General features: G+C 72.5%; 19 protein-coding genes. 1 reads left to right on the forward strand and 18 read right to left on the reverse strand.

Annotated features, from left to right (window positions below; translation table 11 throughout):
- Positions 1 to 38 precede the first annotated feature (38 nt).
- The 15 genes from dprA to IF99_RS0107315 all read right to left on the reverse strand — a co-directional run bounded on the left by dprA (position 39) and on the right by IF99_RS0107315 (position 12,431).
- Positions 39 to 1,226 (reverse strand): DNA-processing protein DprA, encoded by a 1,188-nt coding sequence (gene dprA, locus IF99_RS0107245; protein ID WP_030995520.1) that lies wholly within the window; start codon positions 1,224 to 1,226, stop codon positions 39 to 41.
- A complete protein-coding gene (locus IF99_RS0107250; RefSeq protein ID WP_030995521.1) occupies positions 1,223 to 2,839 on the reverse strand; it encodes a YifB family Mg chelatase-like AAA ATPase in 1,617 nt (538 codons plus the stop codon). Before IF99_RS0107250 ends, dprA begins: the two co-directional genes overlap by 4 nt.
- Positions 2,840 to 3,205 (reverse strand): YraN family protein, encoded by a 366-nt coding sequence (locus IF99_RS0107255; protein ID WP_030995522.1) that lies wholly within the window; start codon positions 3,203 to 3,205, stop codon positions 2,840 to 2,842.
- 252 nt (positions 3,206 to 3,457) lie between these two features.
- The gene (locus tag IF99_RS0107260) at positions 3,458 to 3,766 is read right to left on the reverse strand and encodes a DUF2469 domain-containing protein (RefSeq protein WP_007821609.1); all 309 of its coding nucleotides are present in this window, start codon (positions 3,764 to 3,766) and stop codon (positions 3,458 to 3,460) included.
- Between the two features lie 53 nt (positions 3,767 to 3,819).
- Positions 3,820 to 4,317, reverse strand: coding sequence for an NUDIX hydrolase (locus tag IF99_RS0107265; RefSeq protein WP_030995523.1), 498 nt, complete (start codon positions 4,315 to 4,317; stop codon positions 3,820 to 3,822).
- A gap of 277 nt (positions 4,318 to 4,594) precedes the next feature.
- On the reverse strand, positions 4,595 to 5,347 hold the full coding sequence (gene lepB, locus IF99_RS0107270) for a signal peptidase I (protein ID WP_030995524.1): 753 nt from the start codon (positions 5,345 to 5,347) through the stop codon (positions 4,595 to 4,597).
- A gap of 93 nt (positions 5,348 to 5,440) precedes the next feature.
- Positions 5,441 to 6,367, reverse strand: a complete 927-nt coding sequence (gene lepB, locus IF99_RS0107275; protein WP_030995525.1) for a signal peptidase I — start codon at positions 6,365 to 6,367, stop codon at positions 5,441 to 5,443.
- A complete protein-coding gene (gene lepB / locus IF99_RS30615) occupies positions 6,264 to 7,556 on the reverse strand; it encodes a signal peptidase I (RefSeq protein ID WP_037826569.1) in 1,293 nt (430 codons plus the stop codon). The genes lepB (IF99_RS0107275) and lepB (IF99_RS30615) overlap by 104 nt, the downstream gene beginning before the upstream one ends.
- Positions 7,549 to 8,244 carry a signal peptidase I gene (lepB, locus tag IF99_RS0107285; protein WP_030995527.1) on the reverse strand — a complete coding sequence of 232 codons (696 nt, stop codon included), beginning with the start codon at positions 8,242 to 8,244 and terminating at the stop codon, positions 7,549 to 7,551. Before lepB (IF99_RS0107285) ends, lepB (IF99_RS30615) begins: the two co-directional genes overlap by 8 nt.
- A gap of 87 nt (positions 8,245 to 8,331) precedes the next feature.
- On the reverse strand, positions 8,332 to 8,682 hold the full coding sequence (rplS, locus tag IF99_RS0107290; protein ID WP_030995528.1) for a 50S ribosomal protein L19: 351 nt from the start codon (positions 8,680 to 8,682) through the stop codon (positions 8,332 to 8,334).
- A gap of 128 nt (positions 8,683 to 8,810) precedes the next feature.
- A complete protein-coding gene (gene trmD, locus IF99_RS0107295) occupies positions 8,811 to 9,644 on the reverse strand; it encodes a tRNA (guanosine(37)-N1)-methyltransferase TrmD (protein WP_030995529.1) in 834 nt (277 codons plus the stop codon).
- 65 nt (positions 9,645 to 9,709) lie between these two features.
- Positions 9,710 to 10,432, reverse strand: a complete 723-nt coding sequence (gene rimM / locus IF99_RS0107300; RefSeq protein WP_030995530.1) for a ribosome maturation factor RimM — start codon at positions 10,430 to 10,432, stop codon at positions 9,710 to 9,712.
- A gap of 142 nt (positions 10,433 to 10,574) precedes the next feature.
- Positions 10,575 to 10,814 carry an RNA-binding protein gene (locus IF99_RS0107305; RefSeq protein WP_009068901.1) on the reverse strand — a complete coding sequence of 80 codons (240 nt, stop codon included), beginning with the start codon at positions 10,812 to 10,814 and terminating at the stop codon, positions 10,575 to 10,577.
- A gap of 1 nt (position 10,815) precedes the next feature.
- Positions 10,816 to 11,244 (reverse strand): 30S ribosomal protein S16, encoded by a 429-nt coding sequence (gene rpsP / locus IF99_RS0107310; RefSeq protein ID WP_030995531.1) that lies wholly within the window; start codon positions 11,242 to 11,244, stop codon positions 10,816 to 10,818.
- 542 nt (positions 11,245 to 11,786) lie between these two features.
- On the reverse strand, positions 11,787 to 12,431 hold the full coding sequence (locus IF99_RS0107315) for a hypothetical protein (RefSeq protein ID WP_078655015.1): 645 nt from the start codon (positions 12,429 to 12,431) through the stop codon (positions 11,787 to 11,789).
- 683 nt (positions 12,432 to 13,114) lie between these two features.
- On the opposite strand from IF99_RS0107315, the gene IF99_RS0107320 reads away from it, so the two are divergent.
- Positions 13,115 to 14,080 carry a hypothetical protein gene (locus tag IF99_RS0107320; protein WP_030995533.1) on the forward strand — a complete coding sequence of 322 codons (966 nt, stop codon included), beginning with the start codon at positions 13,115 to 13,117 and terminating at the stop codon, positions 14,078 to 14,080.
- Positions 14,081 to 14,487: 407 nt separating this feature from the next.
- Here the strand turns inward: IF99_RS0107320 and ftsH are convergent, their stop codons facing one another.
- The 3 genes from ftsH to IF99_RS0107335 all read right to left on the reverse strand — a co-directional run bounded on the left by ftsH (position 14,488) and on the right by IF99_RS0107335 (position 21,354).
- A complete protein-coding gene (gene ftsH, locus IF99_RS0107325) occupies positions 14,488 to 16,410 on the reverse strand; it encodes an ATP-dependent zinc metalloprotease FtsH (RefSeq protein ID WP_030995534.1) in 1,923 nt (640 codons plus the stop codon).
- A gap of 530 nt (positions 16,411 to 16,940) precedes the next feature.
- On the reverse strand, positions 16,941 to 18,482 hold the full coding sequence (ffh, locus tag IF99_RS0107330; protein ID WP_030995535.1) for a signal recognition particle protein: 1,542 nt from the start codon (positions 18,480 to 18,482) through the stop codon (positions 16,941 to 16,943).
- A gap of 370 nt (positions 18,483 to 18,852) precedes the next feature.
- Positions 18,853 to 21,354, reverse strand: a complete 2,502-nt coding sequence (locus IF99_RS0107335; RefSeq protein ID WP_030995536.1) for a [protein-PII] uridylyltransferase — start codon at positions 21,352 to 21,354, stop codon at positions 18,853 to 18,855.
- Positions 21,355 to 21,544: the final 190 nt, after the last annotated feature.

The following is a 21,544-nucleotide window of genomic DNA, read 5'->3' on the forward strand; positions in this document are numbered from 1 at the left end:
GGACGACAGGGACTTGGGCCCCCGTCGGCCCGCCCGGCTCACACACGACCGCCTCTTTCCCACCCCCGGGAAGCCGCCGTCCGCGTCCGGCGTGTCAACTGCCAGCCGTCACCGGTGCGTTCGACAAAGCCGAGCGCCTGTAGCTCGTACAGGCGCGCGATCACGTCGTCCTTGGCGGTGACGGCGGCGAAGGCGAGGCTCTCCGCCGACACGACTCCGTGCGCGGGCAGCGCGGCGAGTACGGACGCCGCCTCCGGGCTCAACAGGTCTCTCGGTACGACGGGACCGCGCTTCTCCGGGGCCAGTTCACCGATCTCCCCGACCAGCTCCACGATCTCGGCCGCGTCCGTCACCAGGTGGGCCTGGCCGCGCAGGAGTTCGTGCACCCCGGCGGAGAGGCCGCTGGTAGCAGGACCAGGCACTCCCATGACGTGGCGCCCCAAGCGTTCGGCCGCACGTGCGGTGACCAGCGCCCCGCTGCGCAGAGCGGCTTCGACGACTACAGTCCCCCGCGTCAGCGCGGCGATGACACGGTTGCGCGTCACGAAGCGGCTTGGTGTGGGGTGTTCACCCGGCGGCAGTTCTCCCACCAGCAGTCCCTGCTCGGCGATCCGCGCGAGAAGGCGCGCGTGACCCGGCGGGTAGCCACGGTCGATGCCGCAGGCGAGCACCGCCATCGTGCCTCCGGCGGCGCCCAGGGCACCGCGGTGCGCCGCCCCGTCGATCCCGAACGCTCCTCCCGAGGCGACGACCCAGCCCCGCTCGGCGAGGCCGACGGCGAGGGCCCCGGCCAGGTAGGTGCCGTAGTCCGTGCACGCCCGTGCCCCCACCACCGCGACGGCCCTCAGCGACCACATCCGCAGGTCCGCGGGTCCGCGCACCCACAGCCCGAAGGGACGGGCGTCCTGGAGGTCGTCGAGCTGGGACGGCCATTCGAGGTCCCCCGGGCACACGAACCGCGCACCCAGCGCCGCGGCGCGCGTCAGGTCCTGCGCCGGATCCGCGCGCAGCGCCCTGGCGGTCAGCCCTTCCCAGCGGGCCCTCGTGTAGCCCTTCGGGGGCCCCTCGCCCGCGCGCAGCCGTTCCAGGAGCGGGCAGGCACCGCCGCTCGTCCGCAGCAGGGCACCGGTCTTCGGCTCGCCCGGTTCGAAGACCCGGCTGAGCGCGGCACGTGCCAGGCGTTCGCTGTCTTCCGCCCCTGTGGGTCCGGGGATGATCTCGTTCATGCGGCGGCTCCTCTCGTGAGGGCGGCTCCGCGTCGCACACCGGTACGGAGTTCCAGAGCCAGCGCCAGGGCCGCCGCGTCGGGGCGGTCGTGGCCCGCCAGGTCGGCGAGGGTCCAGGCCACGCGCAGCACCCGGTCGAGCCCCCGCGCCGTCAGCAGGCCGCGCTCCAGGTCTCGTACCACGGCGTCGAGGGCGCCAGGGGCGAGCGGCCAGCGGGTGCGCAGTTCGTGCCCGGGGACCTCGCTGTTGCAGTGCCACGGCTCCTCGCGGTACCGAGCGAGCGCGCGCTCCCGCGCCTCGCGAACTCGCGCGGCCACGACACTCGTGGACTCGTTGTCCGCACGGTCCAGGTGCAGTTCCGCCCGGCCGATCGGATCGACCCGGACATGGAGGTCCACTCGGTCGAGCAGCGGGCCGGAGATCCGGGCCTGGTAGCGCCGCACCATCGCCGGCGGGCACTCGCAGGGATCGCCCACGAGGCCGCTGCGGCCGCAGGGACAGGGATTGGCCGCGAGGACCATGAGGAACTTCGCCGGAAGCCGCACCACCCCGGCGGAACGCGCGATCACCACGTACCCCGATTCGAGCGGCTGCCGCAGGGAGTCCAGTACCTGGCCGTGGAATTCGGGCGCTTCGTCCAGAAAGAGCACCCCTCTGTGAGCCAGCGAGACAGCGCCCGGCCGGGGCAGCCCGGTGCCGCCGCCCACGAGCGACTGCATCGTCGCGGAGTGGTGCGGCGCGCAGTACGGGGGTGACTCCACCAGTGGCCGTCCGGGCGGCAGTATGCCCGCCACGGAGTGCACAGCGGTGACCTCCAGGGACTCGGCGCGGGTCAGTGGCGGCAGAATGCCCGGCAGCCGCTCCGCGAGCATGGTCTTGCCCGCCCCGGGCGGCCCGTGCAGCAGCAGGTGGTGTCCGCCGGCCGCGGCCACCTCCAGGGCGCGGCGGGCCGTGTGCTGCCCCGCGACGTCGGCGAGGTCCGGCTGCCGGTCGGCGAGACCGGGGGCCACGCCGCTCCCGAAACCCGCGCCCGGCATCGACAGTCCCGCGAGCAGCGGATCGGGGCGGCCCGGGGCGAGGGGCTCCTCCTCGGGGACCGTTTCGCCGGCGAGCACAGCGACGAGCTGGCGCAGACTGCGTACGCCGAGGACGGACATCCCGGGTACGAGCGCCGCCTCGGCCGCAGAGCTCTCCGGGACGACCACGTGCCGGTAACCGGCGTCGGCCGCGGCGAGGACGCCGGGCAGGACGCCCCGTACCGGCCGTACGCGTCCGTCGAGGCCGAGCTCACCGATCATCACGAGATCGGCGACGGCAGCGGGGTCGAGCCTCTCCGTGGCGCCCAGGACGGCGCAGGCGACCGCGAGGTCGAAGCCGCTGCCGCTCTTGGGCACCGAGGCGGGGCTGAGCCCGACGGTCAGTTTCTTCTGCGGCCATTCGGCACCCGAGTTGGCGACGGCGGCACGCACCCTGTCCCGGCTCTCGACCAGGCTCTTGTCGGGCAGCCCGACGAGGGTGAAGGCCGCGACGCCCGGTTCGAGGTCGGCCTGGACCTCGACCACGACCGCGTCGATTCCGAGCAGGGTCACCGAGCAGGTACGGGCGAAGCCCATTCAGCCCACCCCCCGGACGTGCTCGATGTCCGGGATGCCCGACCGCCGCGGGACGAGAACCCCCACGAGATCGATGCGCACCCCTCCCGGCGGCGCCCCTCCGTGCTTGCTCAGCCACAGCTCCGCGAGCCGCCGCAACCGCTCCACCTTCGCCGTCCGCACCGCGGCCATCGGGTGCTCGAATCCCTCCGCCTTGCGAGTCTTCACCTCGCAGATGACCAGGGTCTCGCCGTCCAAGGCGACGATGTCGACCTCGCCGACCCGACCGCACCGCCAGTTGCGTGCCACGATCCGCAGCCCCGCCGCGCGGAGCGCCCGCACGGCGGCCTCCTCGCCGTACCTGCCCAGCGCCGTTCTGGTGTTCACGGACACCACCTCCTTCCTCACTGACTGTGACGGAAGCGAGGAGGGGCGGGGAGGGACGAACGGAAATCTGTGGATAAGTTCGGAGAAAAAGAAAAATCGCCCACCCGTTCGGGTGACGCGTGTCGGCGAGAACGCACAGTTATCCCCAGGCTGGGCCGCCTACCCTCTGCACGGTGTATGGCGGGCGGAAATGCCGGAGGGGCCCCGCGCTCGCGCGCGGGGCCCCTCCGGTCGGCTCGTCGTCGCCGCTGTTCAGCCGCCGGGAAGATCCAGGTCGGTTTTGTTGAGCTCCTCGATGTTCACGTCCTTGAACGTGAGCACCCGCACCTGCTTCACGAAGCGCGCGGGGCGGTACATGTCCCAGACCCAGGCGTCCGCCATGGACACCTCGAAGAACACCTCGCCCTGCACCGAGTGCACCTGCATCTCGTAGTCGTTCGTCAGGTAAAAGCGCCGTTCGGTCTCGATCACGTATTTGAACAAGCCGACGACGTCGCGGTACTCCCGGTAGAGCTTCAGCTCCATCTCGGTCTCGTACTTTTCGAGGTCCTCGGCGCTCATGGCAGTTCCCCTTCAGCCGTGCGTCCTCCCATTGTGCGCCTGCCCCTGCGCTGTCAGGCGATTTCCGTGGCGAGGATCTCGGGCACCGAAGGCGGCCCCTCGCGCAGCAGACGTCGCAGGAGCGACGCGAGCCGGGTGGGATAGACCGTCTCCGACGTGGCCTCCAGCTCGGCGCAGGTCCACCACCGGGCGCCGTCGACGCTGCTGCGCTCCAGTTCGGTCAGCCCCTCCGCGACCGTGGCGGTCTGCGCCGTACGGGCGAGGTAGTACCACTCGTCCTGGTTCCAGCGCCGGCCCGCGAAGGAGAAGGAACAGGTCCGTCTCCACAGCAGGGGTCCGAGGACGACCTCGGTGATCCCTGTCTCCTCCCTCAGCTCCCGCAGAGCCGCCTGCTCACGCGTCTCGGCCCCCTCCAGACCGCCGCCGGGGGTGAACCACCACGCGTCGGCCGAGTCGCCCGGCTCGTGTCCGTGAAGGAGGAGGACGCGGTTGTCCGGCCCGAGCAGGACGACGCGCGCTACGCGGCGTAGCGGAGAGGCGTCGCCGGGCAGGGCGCCCGGGGACGCGGACGGTGGTGCGGCGTCCCGCGCGCCGTCGACGGGCGCGGCGGCCTCGCGACGTCGCGTCTCGTCACGGAGCGTCGCGTCGTACGGGGTCGATGGGTCGGCGTGTCGTGGCGTCGCGCCGCCACGGGCGCCCGCCGCGCGGTCGTCCCCACGCGCCGCGTCGTCAGGCCGCACGCCGTCCCGGCACGTCGCGTCGTCCGGAGGCGCACCGTCGTCCGGATGCGTACCCTCGTCCCGCCACGTACGCCCGTCTCCTCCGTCCTCAGACCGCATGCGGCGCCGCCTCCCTCCCCCGTCGCGCGGCGCGGCGTCGTGCGCCACGTCGCGCCAGCGGGCCGTACGCCGCGCCGCCGAGGATCAGCACGGCGCCGAGAACGACGGCGCCGAGGAGCAGGCGTAGTGGTCCCGGAGTGGAGATGCCGCCCGGGAGCCCGGCGAAACCGCTCGGGCGCTCCAGCATGCCGCGCCACGGCACGATGACGGCGTCCACGCGCGCCGAGACGGCCGAGCGGGGCACGGAGCCGCGCGCGACGTCGTCGAGGTGGGCGGTGGAGTCGAGGGAGCCCGCGCGTTCGTCGCCGAGGAGGAAGAGACGGCCCTTCGGCACGGCCGTCTCGGGCAGCCGCGTGCCGCGGTGCGCGGCGTCGGTGGGCAGGTAGGGCTCGGCGATCGGCTCACCGTTGACCGTGAGGTGACCGTCGGTGCAACAGGCGACCTTGTCGCCGCCGACGGCCACGACGCGTTTGACCAGCGTCGCGTCGCCCCAGGTGCGGTCCTTGAAGACGACCACGTCGCCGCGGCGTACCTCGTCACCCGATACGCGTTGCCCGAGTACGCGGTCACCGGCCTCGATGGTCGGGGACATGGAGGGCGTGGGCACCGCGTACGGCCGGTACTCCCACGCTCCCCAGGTGAAGCCACCGACGAGCAGCACGAACCCCAGTGCGACGACGATGCCCGACAGCACGTTCCCCGTACGGCTTCCGGACGGAGCCGTACCGGACGAAGCGCTCATGGTGGTGCCCCCAGACGGAACGGTGCGTCACCGGCCGGCGCGCCCGGGACACGGGGCGTCCGGCCGCGATGATCGCCGGTCTGGGGAGGCACCCTACCCGTCGGTACGCTCGGCAGAAAGCCTCCGCCTGCGCCAGAGCACGAACGGGAACGCGCCGACGAGGCCGAGGGCGGCCGGGGCGGTGGCGGAGGCCGCCGCGTTGATGCCGGACTGGTGGAAGGTGTCGGGGACCGAGAGGGTCGACCATCGGTTCGGCGGCCAGGCGATCACGAAGGCTCGACCGATGACGTTGTCGACCGGGACGAAGCCCTGATTGCGGTCGGTCTGGTGGTACCGCGAATCGGCCGACGCCTGGCGGTGGTCACCCATCACCCACAACTTGTCCTTGGGCACCTTGACCCTGAACTGACCGCCCTCGTCAACCGAGCAAGGAGTGTTTCCCTGGAAGACGTACGACTCGTCGAGCGGCTTGCCGTTGACCTTGAGCGGCCCGGTGCCGTTGCACTCGACGGTGTCGCCACCGACGCCGATGACACGCTTGATCAGGTCCTTCTCGTCCGCGGACGGCATGAGCCCGATGAAGCTGAGGCCCCTCTGGAGGACATTGGGCGTGGGAGTGGGCTCGTTCTCCAGCCAGCGGTCGGGGTCCTTGAAGACGATCACCTCGCCGCGCGAGGGCTTGGAGCCGAACCACGGCGTGAGCTTGTCGACGAGTACCCGGTCGCTGACCTGGAGCGTGTTCTGCATCGATCCGGAGGGGATCGAGAACGCCTGCACCAGGAACGTCTTGATGATCAGGGCCAGGACCAGAGCGATGACGATGAGCAGCGGCAGTTCCTTCCAGAACGGCCGCGGCTTCTTCGGGGCGCTGGTCCTGCCATGGCCTCGCGGGGTGTCCGCGCCGGACTCGGTCACCTCAGGCTCCCGCCCTTCCCCGGCGCCGGCCGGTCCCGCGCCTCCCTGCTCCGGCTCTTCCGGCCCCTCGTGTCCGGACCGGGCGCCCACCGCGACGTCCCCCACGCTCACTCCTCACTTCGAGCCCTTGCCCGCGCCGTAGGAGGAGCGGGCCCACCACTCCCATAACGAGCGGGAGTTCCGCAGGGGTCGGGAGCGCGACGCCGGCCTTCGGCCGCGCCTGGGCCAGACTATGCGAGTCGTCTGTGCGTCCGGCCCACCCGGACGCCGCGTCGGGGACCCGCGCGAAGCGCTCTCTGTGCCCCGGCGTGGACCAGTGCCCCAAAGGCCAGACGACGGCCACGGCGCGCCCCACCACGGCGTCTTCCGCGACAGTCCCGTCATAGCCCGCGTCGCGGTGGAAGCGGGAATCTCCTGAGTTCGCCCGGTGATCCCCCAGCACGAAGAGGCGGCCGGCCGGGACATGGACCCGGAACTCCACTTCGGACGGCCTATTCCCCGCACGAACGTACGGCTCCTCCACGGCCTGGCCGTTGACGGTCACCCGCCCCCGCGCGTCGCAGCACGCGACGGTGTCGCCCCCGACGCCTACGACGCGTTTGATCAGATCTTTCTGGTCGGCGGACGGCAGGAGGCCGATGAATGCCAGCCCCTTCTTGAGCTGCCGGACGGGCCCGGACGAAGTGTCCGGGCCGCCCGCCTCGTCGCCGAGCCAGCCGCCGGGGTCACGGAAGACGACGACGTCGCCTCGGTGCACCTCGGCGCCGAACCACGGCGTGAGCTTGTCGACGACCACGCGGTCGCCGATGCGCAGCGTCTCCTCCATCGATCCCGAGGGGATCACGAACGCCTGCACGAAGAACGTCTTCAGCACGAGGGCGATGAGTAACGCCGCGCCCAGGAGGAGCGGGATCTCGCGCAACGTCGCGCGACGTCTGCGGCGCGCGACGCGACGTGCCCGCGCGCGACGCTGCACACGCCCTACGTCGCGTCGGCCGACACTCCCCCCATCGGATGTCGCGTGCGCGTCGGGGCTCGCCTGCCCCTCGTGCGCCGCACCGATGCCGTGGGTCGCCCCCACGTCGCCCACGGAGCGCGCGGCGTCGCGCGCGTCGTGCGGGGCTTCGTGGCCCTCGTACGGAGCGTCGGCGTCCCCGTATGCCGCCCCCTGCCCTTCGTACGAGGCGCGCCACGCCGCGTCGGACGGTCTTCCTGCCGCACCCGACGCGGCGGCGTCGTCATCCCCGTCGCCCACCGTCCCGCGACGTCCCGGCTGTCCCCCGTGCCTACCCATGTGCCGCGGCGGACGGCGCCGGGACGCGCGCGTAGGCGTCGCGTTGTTGCAGGCCGTTCCAGCGGCTCGGCGGCCAGACCACCAGGTCCGCCCGGCCCCGTACGGAGGAGAGCGGGATCATGCCGCCGCCCGGCGAACCGAGGTGGTCGCGCGAGTCGGCGGAGTCCGCGCGGTGGTCACCGAGGACGAAGAGGCGTCCGGCCGGGACCACGACGTCGAAGGCGGCGTCCGAGGGCGTGTCCCCGGAGTGGAGGAAGGGCTCGGTGACCCGCTTCCCGTTGATCGTGAGCCTGCCGTCCTTGGCGCAACACCGCACCCGGTCACCCCCGACTCCCACGACGCGCTTGATGTAGTCACCGTCACCGAAGTACCCGGTGCCGTCGAAGACCACGACGTCGCCGCGGCGCGGCTCGCCGCCGAAACGGTACGCCAGTTTGTCGACCATGACACGGTCACCGACGCGAAGCGCGGGTTCCATGGACGCGCTGGGAATCCCGAAGGGTTGCGCGACGAAGCGGCTCACCAGGAGCAGGACGGCGACAAGAGCGAGCCCGGCGGCCGTCCACACGCCGCCGGGCAGCCAGGACAGACGAGAGCGCGACCCCTCCACCGCCCGGTCCGTCGTTGATGCGGACGGATTCGGTACGGCGGAACGGTCGCGCTCCGTGTCCTGCGTTTCGGTGTCCATGGCGCCCCGATGCTATCGGGCGACGCTGTGGGTCCCCCCGGGCCGTGGTGGCCCGGTGCGCGCGGCCCGCCGGCCGCGCCCGCGAGATCAGCTCTCGCGCTTCTCCTTGATCTTCGCGGCCTTACCGCGCAGCTCACGGAGGTAGTAGAGCTTGGCGCGACGGACGTCACCGCGGGTCACCAGCTCGATCTTCTCGACGATCGGGGTGTGCACGGGGAAGGTGCGCTCCACGCCGACGGAGAAGGAGACCTTGCGGACCGTGAAGGTCTCGCGGACGCCCGAGCCCTGGCGGCGGATGACGACGCCCTTGAACTGCTGCACACGGGAGCGGTTGCCCTCGATGACGCGCACGTGGACGTTGACGGTGTCGCCGGGGCGGAACGCCGGGAGGTCGCTGCGCAGCGACGCGGCGTCGACGGAGTCGAGCAGGTTGGACATGTGTGTCTGCTTCCTCGCTGATGCCACAGGTCATCAGCGGAACATGGTGATGAGTGAAGGGTGCCGCTTCGCCGGGCGGGCGTCGTTCCCCCTGTGGCAGGGGCGCGCGCCGGACGGACGGCAGTGGCCTATTCTTCCACGTCGGAGGATGCAGGCCCAAATCGGCCGTCGGGCCCCTGCCGCCAGCCGAGCAGGGAGAGCGTCTCGCGGTCCTTCTTGTCGAACGCCGCGGGGTCGCAGCGGGCGATGAGGTCGGGGCGGTGCGCGACGGTGCGCGCCAGCGCCTCGTCGCGACGCCAGCGCGCGATGCGGCCGTGATGCCCGCTCAGCAGCACGTCGGGGATGCCGCGCCCGCGCCAGGACGGCGGCTTCGTGTAGACGGGGCCTTCGAGGAGATCCGCCATGGCTCCGGGGGCGAAGGAGTCGTCGCGGTGGGACTCGGCGTTGCCGAGCACGCCGGGCAGGAGCCGGGCGACAGCCTCGGTGATGACGAGGACGGCCGCCTCGCCGCCCGCGAGCACGTAGTCGCCGATGGAGACCTCGTACACGGGAAGCCGCGTCGAGTACTCCTCCGTGACGCGTCGGTCGATGCCCTCGTAGCGTGCCGGGGTGAAGATCAGCCAAGGGCGCGCGGAGAGTTCGACGGCGAGTTGCTGCGTGAAGGACCGGCCGCTCGGCGTCGGTACGACGAGCACCGGTTCGCGCGCTCCCGCCTCGTAGCCGTCCGCGAGTACCTCGTCGAGCGCGTCGCCCCACGGCTCGGTCTTCATGACCATGCCGGGCCCGCCACCGTACGGGGTGTCGTCCACGGTGTGGTGACGGTCGTACGTCCAGTCGCGGAGGTCGTGCACGTGGACGTCGAGCTGTCCGCGGGCACGTGCCTTGCCGACGAGGGAGACGTGGAGCGGGTCGAGGTACTCGGGGAAGATCGTGAGCGCGTCGAGACGGAGCGCGGGAGCCACGGGGTCGGGCGCGGTCGGGGGCGCGGGCTCGTGCGACGTAGCGGCGGGACGCGAGGCGGGGGCGGTCACCGGGGGTCCTCGGGGGGGACGTCGCGCGACGTCGCGCCGTTTCCGGCGGACGGCGCGTCGTCCTTGGCCGCCGCCGCGTCACCGGCGCGCGACGCCGCCTCGTCCGTACGCGACGTGGCGCGCGCCGTCGCGTGGTCCGACGCTGCGTCGTCCGAGGCCGCGCCCTCCTCCGTGCGCGACGTCTCCCGCTCCGACGCGACGTCGGCCTCGTCCGGATCGAGCAGCCCTCGCGGCGGATTGATCACGGCGCGCTGTTCGTGCAGGTCGATCTCGGTGACGATCTCCTCGACGAAGGGGATCATCACCTCGCTGCCGTCGGGACGCTCGACGATGAAGAGATCCTGCGAGGGGAGGTGCGAGATCTCCGTGATCCGCCCGATCTCCTCGCCGTCCTCGGTGACCACGTCGAGGTCCATGAGCTGATAGTCATAGAACTCTTCGGGGTCCTCGGGTACCTCCTCCGGATCGACCTCGGCGATCAGCAGCGTGTTGCGCAGCGCCTCTGCGGCGGTGCGGTCCTTCACCCCAGCGAAGCGCAGCAGCAGCCGGCCGCTGTGCACCCGCCCCTGCTCGATCGTCAGCGGCCCGGCACCGGGCGGATCGGTCGCGAGTACGGCGCCGGGCGGGAGCCGCAGCTCCGGCTCGTCCGTACGCACCTCGACGGTGACCTCGCCCTTGATGCCGTGGGCACGGCCGATCCGTGCGACTACCAGCTGCACTCTGGGGATCTCCTGTCCTGCTACGACGCCTGCTGCGACGTGGGTCCTGGTAACGACGACGGGCCGGGGCCGGCCCGAGGGCCCGCCCCGGCCCGCGCCGGTGCTGTGCTGTGTCCGGTGGGACCTCAGCGCGTGTACGAGTTCAGCGCACGTGGTCCACGTCGACGAGATCGACGCGGACACCACGGCCACCGATGGCACCCACGACGGTGCGCAGGGCGCGCGCGGTGCGGCCACTGCGGCCGATCACCTTGCCGAGGTCGTCGGGATGCACCCGTACCTCGAGAACGCGCCCGCGGCGCAGGGTGCGCTCGGCAACCTGCACGTCGTCGGGGTTGTCGACAATGCCCTTCACGAGGTGTTCGAGAGCCTCGTCGAGCATGTCAGCCCTCGGTCGACTCGGACGAGTCGGACTCGTCCTTCTTGTCGGCCTTCTTAGCCTTCTGGGTGATGGCCTCACCCTTGGGCTCGTCGCCGGCCTTCGCCGAGACGGCCTCGAAGAGACCGCTGTGGTCGGGCTTCGGCTCCGGCTGGAGCAGCGGCGCCGGGGCGGGCTCGCCCTTGAACTTCTGCCAATCGCCGGTCTTCTTCAGGATGGCGAGGACAGGCTCGGTCGGCTGCGCGCCGACACCCAGCCAGTACGCCACGCGGTCGGCGTCGACCTCGATGCGCGAGGGGTTCTGCACCGGGTGGTACAGGCCGATCTCCTCGATCGCACGGCCGTCACGGCGCGTGCGGGAGTCGGCGATGATGATGCGGTAGTGAGGCGCGCGGATCTTGCCCAGACGCTTCAGCTTGATCTTGACTGCCACGGAAGTGGTGTCTCCTGGTCTTGACGGGGTGGGGCACCGGATGATGCCGCGTGGGGTTGCGGAATCCGACCGGGCCCGCAGGACACGTCAGCCGGAGGAGAGAGGGGTCCTGTGCGGCTGTCGAGTACAGCTGTCCATTCTGCCACAGCCGACGACGCGCCCGAACCCGTGGGTGGAGAGCCCGGGATCGACCTCGTCACGGGGACGGCGCGACGGTGTGAGTACGACGCGACGCGATGTCGCGGGGGGCACGCGACGTCGCGTGGCATACGCCTCTGAGAGGGTGCGACGTCGCGTCGAGGGCGGCGCGCGGCGTACGAGCCACCGTGCGGCGACGTACGGGACGCGGCGCGGGACGCACGCTCGGCGGCACGAGAGGCGACGTACGAGGCGCTGCGACGCGGCGGGGGCCGACGACGCGACGCCGCGTCGCGCGCGACGGAGTACCGGTACGCGTCAGTGCACCCGGCGGTGTGGCACGTCCGGGGCGGGAGCCGGACGTGCCACGCCGTCGGCTCGCGAGGCGGCGCGCGGCCCGGCGCTCAGGACAGGGCGGGCACGGCGGGCTCGGGAATGCGGAAGGGCTTTCCGCAGCCGCCGCACATGATCGGCGCCTGGGCCAGGACAGAGGGCACGACGCGTACGTTGCGGCCGCAGTCGCACACCGCCTTGACGCGTACGCCGCCGCCGGACGAACCGTGCCGGGCCGCGGGGCCGCGGAAGCTGCTCGACGAGTCGGTGGAGGTCGCGGCGGTGTGCGCCTTCAACGCGTGGTGCAGCCGGTCGATGGTGGCCCGGTAGCGCTTCCTCGCCTCGGTGTTGAGGGTGACGAGGGAGAAGCCGCTGCTCGGATGCGGCTCCTCGGGGTGGTCCAGGCCCAGTTCCTCGGCGATCGCGAGGAATCTGCGGTTGTGGTAGCGGCCGGCGCGGGAGGTGTCGCGAACACCCCGGGCGGCGGCGAGACCGTGAACCGCCTCGTGCAGCAGTCGTTCGAAGGAGAGTTCATGTCCGCAGGCGGACGAGGACTCCCCGATCAGGGACTCGGGCGCGGCAAGATCCGGCAGGTCGGGGTGGTACCGCTGAATATCGGCCCACGCCTGCGCCAGCTCTGCGGCGAGAACAGGTGGTGTCGTGCTCACGTCGTGACCAACGAGCCGCGCCTGCGGCGTGTTCCTATTCCGGGCCATCCCAAATAATTTGCTCGTACCCGCCAGTTGGCCGTGATGCGTCCCGAGGAGGGCGGGTGCGTCGATGTGCGGAGAAGCCGTCACAGCTCCCCGCAAGACGGTACGTAGCGCGCCGCCGCTCCGCCGCACGCAGTGCCCTGCGACGCGGCGCCTCGGGGGCGACGCCGGGGACCGCGCGGCAGGGAGAGGCGGCGGCCCTGCCGGGTCGCGCGCCGGGGCCGGTGGTGTCCGGCGTCGCGCGACGGGGGCGACGTTACCGCGCGGCGCGGGGCGTGTTCGCGTCGGGGTACGAGGCCCCTACGGCGCGAGTCACATGCGCCACCGGCGCGACGCTGGCGCGAGGCTCCCCGCGACGTCGGCGCGCGCGGGCGACGTCGCGCAGCCCGCGTGACGTCACGCGGCGGGCCCCGTCCGAGGGCGCGCAGAGGGGGCGCTGCCCGGGGCGAATCGGAACGCGGACGGCGCAGGGGAGCGCGAAAGGTGGCACACAAGCATTGGCCGACAAACCCCGGGTCTGCCCTGGACGGCACGACCCGGGCGCAGTTTCCTGGCATACGGGAGAGGGAGCACGCGCGGACGGGTACGACTCACGCCGCGCACGAGAGCGGCACGGGCCGCACGGGGGGCGGATTGCACAGGCATCACACATCTCTGAGCCGATGGGGGCGCCATCCATGACATCCATGCTCGTGCGGGAATCACGCCGCGAGGCCACGGGCTCCCGGCGTACACGCGACGGGGAACGGTCGGCCCTGGACTGGGCGGAGATCCAGGAACCCATGCTCGTCCCGCTCTACACGGCGGTGTACGAGCGTCTTCAGGTCGGACCGGGTGCGCGCCTGCTCGGGCTGGGCTGCGGGGCGGGGCTCGCGTTGGTGCTCGCGCGGGCGCGCGGCGCGGCGGTGACCGGCGTTGACGAGGGGTCGCGGGCGCGGCTGGCGCTCGCCGCGGAGCGGCTCGGCTGCTCCGTGGCCGAGGCGGGGCGACCGCGGGGCCCTGTTCCTCCGCCCGGCGCGGCAGTGCCGCGCCGCGACGTCGCCGCGGGTAACGCGGCTGCTGCCCCGGAAGACGTCGCGACGCCGCGTCTCCTGCACGGGGCACCGACGGTCCTGCGCGACATGGACGCGCCGTCCTTCACGGTCGTCACCGCCTTTCAGCCCGCCGGCGCGACTGCGGGAGACTACGCCACCCTCACGGCGCGACTGCGCGCGGCTTTGCCCTTCGCGGCACGCGGCGCGACGGTCGTGGTGGCCAGCTGGGGGCCGCCCGAGCGGTGCGCCGCGTCAACGGTGCTGCGTGTCGCGACACGGCTCGCGGACACCGACGCCTCGTTGTCCTTCGGCCCCGGCGAGCTGGGCGCGGGCGGGGGCTGGCGGCCGGAACGCAGGGACGACTTGGAGGCGGTCGCCGCGCGGGCGGGACTGCGACTGCTGGGCTCCGGGCGCGTGGCCTGCCCCTTCGGGTACAGCGGAACGGCGGGCGCGGTGCGTGGTCTGCTGTCGACGGGGCTCTTCGACGCGGCGGTCGAGGCGACGGACGCCGCGCAGGTGGACAAGGAGGTGCGCGAGGCCCTGCATCCGTTCACGCGGCAGGACGGCACCGTCTGGATGCCGAACGTCTTCCGCTACGTCGTCGCGCGGCGGGACTGAGGGGGAGGCACCGGGACGGGGCGCGCCAGGGCGGCTTGCGGGGACGGGGGACGGGCGAGGCGTCGCGACACGTCGCGCAGGCCCATACCGCGCCCGCGCCTCGCGACGTGGCGACTGCGCATCATCGGCCCCGCGCCACGCCCTCGCGCACGCCGCCCTACCGCGCACATCGCCTCCGCGTCGCACCGCGTCGTCACCGCCACTGCACGCGTCATCGCATATGCGACGTCGCGTCATCCGTCAGTCTTGACGCCGCGCTGTCCCGGACAGGGACGGCGCAGCGTCGTCGCGACGTGTCGTACCGCCGTCGGCCGCGGCGTCTGCGCGCCGCGTCCCCCACGCGGCGTATCCCTGCATCGCGGCAGGGCCGGTTTCGGCCATACGAGAGACCTCGCCCGCCTCCCGGTTCAGCCGTTCTTGGAGAGACGGGGGATGCCCGCGGCGTGGTAGGCGTCGGCCTCGTCGAGGGTCTCGCTCTCCAGGAGGGCGCCGGCAAGGGCGTCGAGCTGGGGGCGGTGCTCCTGGAGGGTGCGCAGGGCGTGGGCGTAGCACTCGTCGACGATGCGGCGCATCTCCTCGTCGATGGTGTCGAGTGTCGCGGGCGCGGCGGCGAGACCGTAGGGCTGCTGGCCGTCGTTGGGGAGGGCGGAGAGTCTTCCGACGCGTTCGCTCATGCCCCAGCGTCCGACCATCGCGCGCGCGAGGTTGGTGACCTGTTCGAGGTCGCTCTCGGCGCCGGTCGTGATGACGCCGAAGACGAGTCGTTCGGCCGCCATGCCGCCGAGCGCGCCGATGATGCGGCCGCGCAGGTACTCCTCCGTGTAGGCGTACTTGTCGGCGTCCGGGGTCGAGAGGGTGACGCCGAGGGCACGGCCCCGCGGCACGATCGTGATCTTGCGGACCGGGTCGGCGCCGGGTTGCAGCATGCCGAGGAGGGCGTGGCCGCTCTCGTGGTACGCGGTCCTGCGCCGCTCCTCGCCGGGCATGACGAGGCTCCGTTCAGCACCGAGCTGGACCTTCTCCAGGGCGCCGGTGAAGTCGGGCATGGTGACGTCCTGCTTGCGGCGTTTGACGGCGAGGAGAGCGGCCTCGTTGGCGAGGTTGGCGAGGTCGGCGCCGGTCATGCCGGGGGTGATGCGGGCGACCTGGGCGAGGTCGACGTCGGGGGCGAGCGGGATCCCGCGGGTGTGGATGCGCAGGATCGCCTCGCGGCCCTCGCGGTCCGGGGGGCTGACGACGACGGTGCGGTCGAAGCGGCCCGGGCGGGTGAGGGCGGGGTCGAGGACATCGGCGCGGTTCGTCGCGGCGATGACGACGACGCCTTCGGAGCCGGAGAAGCCGTCCATCTCGGTGAGGATCTGGTTGAGGGTCTGCTCGCGCTCGTCGTGGCCGCCGAGCCCGGAGCCGCCGCCTCGTGCGCGGCCGATCGTGTCGATCTCGTCGATGAAGATGATCGACGGCGCGACCTTGCGCGCCTCGGCGAACAGCTCCCGCACGCGGCTCGCGCCGACGCCGACGATCATCTCGATGAACTCGGAGGCCGACGCGGAGAAGAAGGGCACGTTCGCCTCGCCGGCCACGGCGCGTGCGAGCAGCGTCTTTCCCGTACCGGGCGGGCCGGTGAGCAGGACGCCGCGCGGCATCTTCGCGCCCATGGCGCGGTAGGCGTCGGGATGCTTGAGGAAGTCGACGACATCGTTCAGCTCCCCCTCGACCTCGTCGATGCCCGCGACGTCGGCGAAGGTGGTGCGTTTGCCACCCTCCATCTCGATCGGTTTGGGCGGCTGCTTGCGGCCGAGCATCCCGCCGGCGCCACCGAGGCCGGAGCTGATCCGGCGCGCGATGAACAGCCACAGCACGATGATCAGGATCATCGGTGCCAGTGAGATGAGCAGATTGGTCAGCAGGCTGCGTTCCTGCACGACGGGTCGCGCGGTGACGGTGACGTGGTGGCGTTCGAGGTCGGCCCAGAGCTTGTCGTCGGCGAAGGATGGACGCTGCGTCGTGAACTTCTTGTAGTCCCCGTCGCCGTCGGCGTCCTTCGGTGTCGGCTTGGCCTTGCGCAGTTCGCCCTGGATCGAGTCGCCCTTGGAGTAAATCTTCTCGACGTTGTTGTCGGCGACCTGCTTGCTGAACTCGGTGTACGAGATCGTGGTGTTGTCGCCACGGTTGACCAGCGTGAGGATCAGGTTGGTCAGGAGGTAGACGACGAGCGCGGCGATGATGATCCGCCCCCACGGCGGCTTCCGCTTCGGCGGCGGCGGGGGCGGTGCCCCCTCCGAGCGCCATGGCTGGTCCGTCCGGTCGCGCGGGGGTACGGGATTGCTCACGCGTGCTCCTTCGCCGCCGGAACGGGTCCTCCCCCGCATACCTTGATCCGGACATTAACGGAGGTATGCCACGGCAGCCCCCCGGCTTCGGCCGGACAGGGGGCGGGCGGGGAGAGCGGCCCCGGGGCCGGGGGAAGGCAGGGGGCGTCGCGTACGTGCGGAGCGAGGGGAACGTCGCGTGGGTGCCGCGTACGTCGCATGGACGTCGCGCCCGTAGCGAATGACGCGACGTCGCGCACGCAGGGGGGCGCCGAGACGTCGCGTACGGGCCGGGCGCCGCGCCGCCGTGTGAGGTCGCGGCGGGACGCGTGGTCCGTGCGGTCCGCGACGTCGCGCAGTCACCCGCTGACGTACGGCACGCGTACGCGCCGTACGTCGCGGTTCTGCCGCGTACTGCCGCGACGTCACACAGCACCCGTGGTACCGGGAGCGGCGGCAGGCCGCGCCGCCGAGACGAGACGTACGTGAGGGCGCGACGCCCCTTCTCCAGGAACGCCCCGCCCTCACCTACGCGACGGTCCGAGGACAGGTCAGCCCATGAACTTCTTGAACTCGTCCGGCAGCTCGAAGGCGCCGCCACCCTGCTGCGCGCCGTCCTGGCCGCCGGCCACGGCCTGGGCGCGGCGTTCGGCGGCGGCCTGCTCCTCGGCCTTGCGCTTCATCGGGTTGCCGCTGCGGCGCTTGCCCTTGGCCTGCTTCTGCTGCTTCTTCTGGCGTCCTGGGCCACCGCCCATACCCGGCATCCCGGGAAGGCCGGGCATACCGCCGCCCTGCGCCATGCGCGACATCATCTTGCGCGCCTCGAAGAAGCGCTCCACGAGGTTCTTCACCGCGCTGACCTCGACACCGGAGCCCTTGGCGATACGGGCACGGCGCGAGCCATTGATGATGGTCGCGTCGGCGCGTTCGGCCGGCGTCATCGACTTGATGATGGCGGCGGTGCGGTCGACGTCGCGCTCGTCGAGGTTGTTGATCTGGTCCTTGATCTGGCCCATGCCGGGCAGCATGCCGAGCAGCTTGGAGATGGAGCCCATCTTGCGGACCTGCTCCATCTGGGCGAGGAAGTCGTCGAGCGTGAACTCCTTCGGCCCCTTCTGCAGCTTGCGGGCCATCTCTTCGGCCTCTTGCTGGCTGAAGGTCCGCTCGGCCTGCTCGATGAGCGTGAGCACGTCACCCATGTCGAGGATGCGCGACGCCATGCGGTCCGGGTGGAACGCGTCGAAGTCCTCGAGCTTCTCGCCGTTGGAGGCGAACATGACCTGCTTGCCGGTGACGTGCGCGATGGAGAGCGCCGCACCGCCTCGCGCGTCGCCGTCGAGCTTCGACAGCACGACGCCGTCGAATCCGACTCCGTCGCGGAACGCCTCCGCGGTGTTCACCGCGTCCTGGCCGATCATCGCATCGACGACGAAGAGAATCTCGTCCGGGCTGACGGCGTCGCGGATGTCCGCGGCCTGCTGCATCAGCTCCTGGTCGATGCCGAGTCGCCCGGCGGTGTCCACGATCACGACGTCGTACTGCTTGGTGCGCGCGTACTCGACGGAGTCCTTCGCCACCTGGACGGGGTCGCCGACGCCGTTGCCGGGCTGCGGCGCGTAGATGCCGACCCCGGCGCGCTCGGCGACGACGCTCAGCTGGTTGACCGCGTTCGGGCGCTGGAGGTCGCAGGCGACGAGCAGCGGCGAGTGGCCCTGCCCCTGGAGCCAGCGGCCGAGCTTGCCCGCGAGGGTCGTCTTACCGGCACCCTGGAGACCCGCGAGCATGATCACGGTCGGGGGCTGCTTCGCGAAGCGGAGGCGACGCGTCTCGCCGCCGAGGATGCCGACAAGCTCCTCGTTGACGATCTTGATGACCTGCTGCGCGGGGTTGAGTGCCTTGGAGACCTCTTCGCCGAGGGCGCGCTCCTTGACCTTCTTGATGAAGGCGCGCACGACGGGAAGCGCGACATCGGCTTCGAGGAGCGCGATGCGGATTTCCCGCGCGGTGGCATCGATGTCCGCCTCGGACAGCCGCCCCTTGCCACGGAGGCTCTTGAAAGTCGCTGAGAGGCGATCGGAGAGGGTATCGAACACGGCGCTCGTCGGTCCTCGGGGTCGGGGGCAGGGGTAATCGCTGTCTAGGGTATCCGCCCTGCCGCGAACGAAAGCCGTCGCGGGTGAACGGGGGCTCTGTTCCGGTACGGGCGCGGGATCGTCTGGGCGGGGCGCGCGACGCCGGGTGCGGCGCGGGACGCGACGTCGGGCGCGAGACATCGCGACGTCACAAGGAGCGATATCGCGGGCGCGGGGCGCGGCGACGTCGCGTGCACCCGATGTCCCGCGCACCGCGGGGACGTGGCGGCGTCGCCACGTACGCGTGGTCCGGTGCTCCGCGACGTCGCGGGGCATTCGCGCGCGGCGTCGCGGCGCCATGGCATCGATGCGCCACGGCGCCGTCCGCGCCTCAGCCCAGTGTGCGTTCCAGTTCGGCCGCGAGGGCGGAGGCGGCGTCGGGGGCGAGGGGGCCGCCGTCGGGGCCTGTGACGTAGAAGGCGTCGACGGCGTTGGCACCGAGGGTGCTGGCGTGGGCGCTGCGCACCCGGACCCCGGCGCTCTCGAGCGCCAGGCCGAGACGGTGCAGCAGACCGGGGGCGTCCTGGGCGCGGACCTCGATGACCGTCGCACTGCGGGACGCGGCGGGCGCGACGCGCACCCGGGGTGGCGGTACGGAGAGCCCCTTGCGTCGCGGGTACGCCGCGTCGCGTTCGGCGAGGCGGCCACGGATGTCCAGGCTGCCGTCCAGCGCGCGGACGAGGTCGGCGCGCAGCCGGGCCGCCTGGGGCAGTGAGCCGTACGCGGCGGACACGCGCCAGTCCAGGACGAGTACGGCCGTGACGTCGCCCGCGCGTGCTCCGCCGGACGCGGCGTCGCGCGGAGCGTCGGGCGCCGTGCGCAGCTCCCCGGGGATCTCCGTGCTGCGGAATTCGGCGGTGCGGACCGTCAGCCGGTGCATCGCGAGGACACCGGCGAGGGCGGGCAGGACGCCGGGCTGGTCCGGCACCGCGACGAGCAACTCGACGCCCACGGGAGCCTGCGCGTCGGCCTCCGCGTCCCCCGGCTGCCCCTCGTGACGGGTGCGGAGGGTCAGGACGGGGCCGGCTGTGCGGTACGCCTCGACGGCGAGGCGTTCCTGCTCGGCGGTGAGCGCCGCGGGTTCTGGCTCGGGCGGCTCGGCGCCGGAGAGCGCGGCGGCGACGCGGCGGGCGAGGTCGTCGACGAGCGAGGCCCGCCATGTGGACCACGCGGCGGGACCCGTGGCGAGGGCGTCGGCCTCCGTGAGGGCGTGCAGCAGTTCCAGCGTCGCTACGTCGCGCACGGCGTCGGCGACGCCGCGCACCGTCGCGGGATCGTCCAGGTCACGTCGCGTCGCCGTCTCGACGAGCAGCAGGTGATGACGCACGACCGTCGCGAGCGTCGCGACGTCCGCCGCGTCGAAGCCGATACGCGCCGCGACGTCGCGCACGATGATCTCGCCCGCAACCGAGTGGTCGCCCGGCCACCCCTTGCCGAGGTCGTGGAGCAGAGCCGCGACGAGCAGCAGGTCGGGGCGGGAGACACGCCGGGTGAGCGCGGCGGCGCGCACCGCCGTCTCGACGAGGTGGCGGTCGACGGTCCAGGTGTGGACGGCGTTGCGCTGCGGGCGGCACCGTACGCGTTCCCAATCCGGCAGCAGGGCGGTGACGAGCCCGCCCGCCTCCAGTGCTTCCCAGACCTCGACGGTGGGGCGTCCGGCACCGAGCAGGGTGACCAGTTCCTCGCGGGCTTCGGCCGGCCAGGGCGTCGGGAGCGGGGGGCAGGCGGTGGCGAGGCGGCGTACGGCGTGGGGGGACAGCGGAAGCCCGCCCTGCGCGGCGGCCGCGGCGGCGCGCAGGGGGAGGACGGCGTCGCGTTCGGGGCGCACAGTCCGGGCGAGCACTGCCTCACCCTCCTGCTCGACGACACCGTCGGCGAGCGGAGTGCGCTCCGGGGCGCCGCGCCCGGCGCCGAAGACGGCGCGCAACCGGGGCCGCAGCGAGCGGGCGCGCAGGACGCGCTGCACCTCGCGCCAGGTGACGTCGCCCGCGTACGCGAGGGTGCGCGCCGCTTCGTAGACCTGACGGAGCAGCGCGTCGGCGTCGAGGAGGCCGAGGTGGGCGGCGACCTGGTCCTGCTCCTGGAGGGCGAGTCGGTCGGTGGCGCGCCCCGTCGCGAGGTGGAGGGCGTCGCGTACGTCGAGGAGGGTGCGGCGCGCTTCGTCGAGCCCCGCGCGTGGCGCGTCGGCGAGCCATGACGCGGCGACGGCGCGCAGGGCTGTCGCGTCGCGCAGGCCGCCGCGTGCCTCCTTGAGGTCGGGTTCGAGGAGGAATTGGAGCTCCCCGTGGCGCTCCGCGCGCTCGGCGCACAGTTCGTGGAGGGCGGGCAGGCGTTTGGGGGCCTGGTTGCGCCAATCGGCGAAGACGGTGGAGCGCAGCGCGGTCGTCAGCCCGAGGTCGCCCGCGACGTGGCGGGCGTCGAGGAGGCCGAGGTGGACCTTCAGGTCCTCGCCTGCGGTCTTGCGCGCCTCGTCGGGGGTGCGCACGGAGTGGTCGAGATCGAGGCCGAGATCCCACACCGGGTACCAGAGGCGGTCGGCGACGGCGGCTACGGCGCGTGGTTCGGCGCGGCCGTCGTGGAGGAGCAGGAGGTCGAGGTCGCTGCGTGGGGAGAGTTCGCCTCGTCCGTAGCCGCCGACCGCCACGAGGGCGACGCCGCGTGGCGCCGAGGCGGCGTCGAAGAGTTCGGCGAGCCAGGTGTCGGTGAGGGTGGCGAGGGCCTGCCTGCGGGCGCGGCCGTCCTCCGCGTTCTCGTGCAGCAGACGCAGTCGCGCCGCCGCGTAGCCCCCCGGCTCGGTGTCTTCGGTTTCCTGGCGTTGGTCGAGGCTCGTCACCCGGCAGCTCCTGGCCCCCGCCGGAGCGGGGTTCGTGGTCGGTCAGCGGTGTCAACGGCGAAGGTGCGTGGCTCCCTGCGGAGTCTTTCGTGCTTCCTGCGGTTCTCTACGGTCTACGGGAGACGACGCGACGTCGCGGCAAAAGCCCAGGTCGCACGCGACGTCGCATATGCCACGTCGCGCGGCCCAC

The sequence above is a fragment of the Streptomyces sp. NRRL F-5630 genome, assembly GCF_000719475.1.
Lineage (GTDB): Bacteria > Actinomycetota > Actinomycetes > Streptomycetales > Streptomycetaceae > Streptomyces.

What these genes read in the sequence shown, in the direction of transcription:
- lepB (WP_037826569.1), bottom strand. Translation starts at nt 7,556, where the DNA reads ATGGGTAGGCACGGGGGACAGCCGGGACGTCGCGGGACGGTGGGCGAC.
- IF99_RS0107315 (WP_078655015.1), bottom strand. Translation starts at nt 12,431, where the DNA reads ATGGCCCGGAATAGGAACACGCCGCAGGCGCGGCTCGTTGGTCACGAC.
- IF99_RS0107250 (WP_030995521.1), bottom strand. Translation starts at nt 2,839, where the DNA reads ATGGGCTTCGCCCGTACCTGCTCGGTGACCCTGCTCGGAATCGACGCG.
- rplS (WP_030995528.1), bottom strand. Translation starts at nt 8,682, where the DNA reads ATGTCCAACCTGCTCGACTCCGTCGACGCCGCGTCGCTGCGCAGCGAC.
- IF99_RS0107320 (WP_030995533.1), top strand. Translation starts at nt 13,115, where the DNA reads ATGCTCGTGCGGGAATCACGCCGCGAGGCCACGGGCTCCCGGCGTACA.
- IF99_RS0107260 (WP_007821609.1), bottom strand. Translation starts at nt 3,766, where the DNA reads ATGAGCGCCGAGGACCTCGAAAAGTACGAGACCGAGATGGAGCTGAAG.
- IF99_RS0107305 (WP_009068901.1), bottom strand. Translation starts at nt 10,814, where the DNA reads ATGCTCGACGAGGCTCTCGAACACCTCGTGAAGGGCATTGTCGACAAC.
- dprA (WP_030995520.1), bottom strand. Translation starts at nt 1,226, where the DNA reads ATGAACGAGATCATCCCCGGACCCACAGGGGCGGAAGACAGCGAACGC.
- lepB (WP_030995527.1), bottom strand. Translation starts at nt 8,244, where the DNA reads ATGGACACCGAAACGCAGGACACGGAGCGCGACCGTTCCGCCGTACCG.
- lepB (WP_030995524.1), bottom strand. Translation starts at nt 5,347, where the DNA reads ATGAGCGCTTCGTCCGGTACGGCTCCGTCCGGAAGCCGTACGGGGAAC.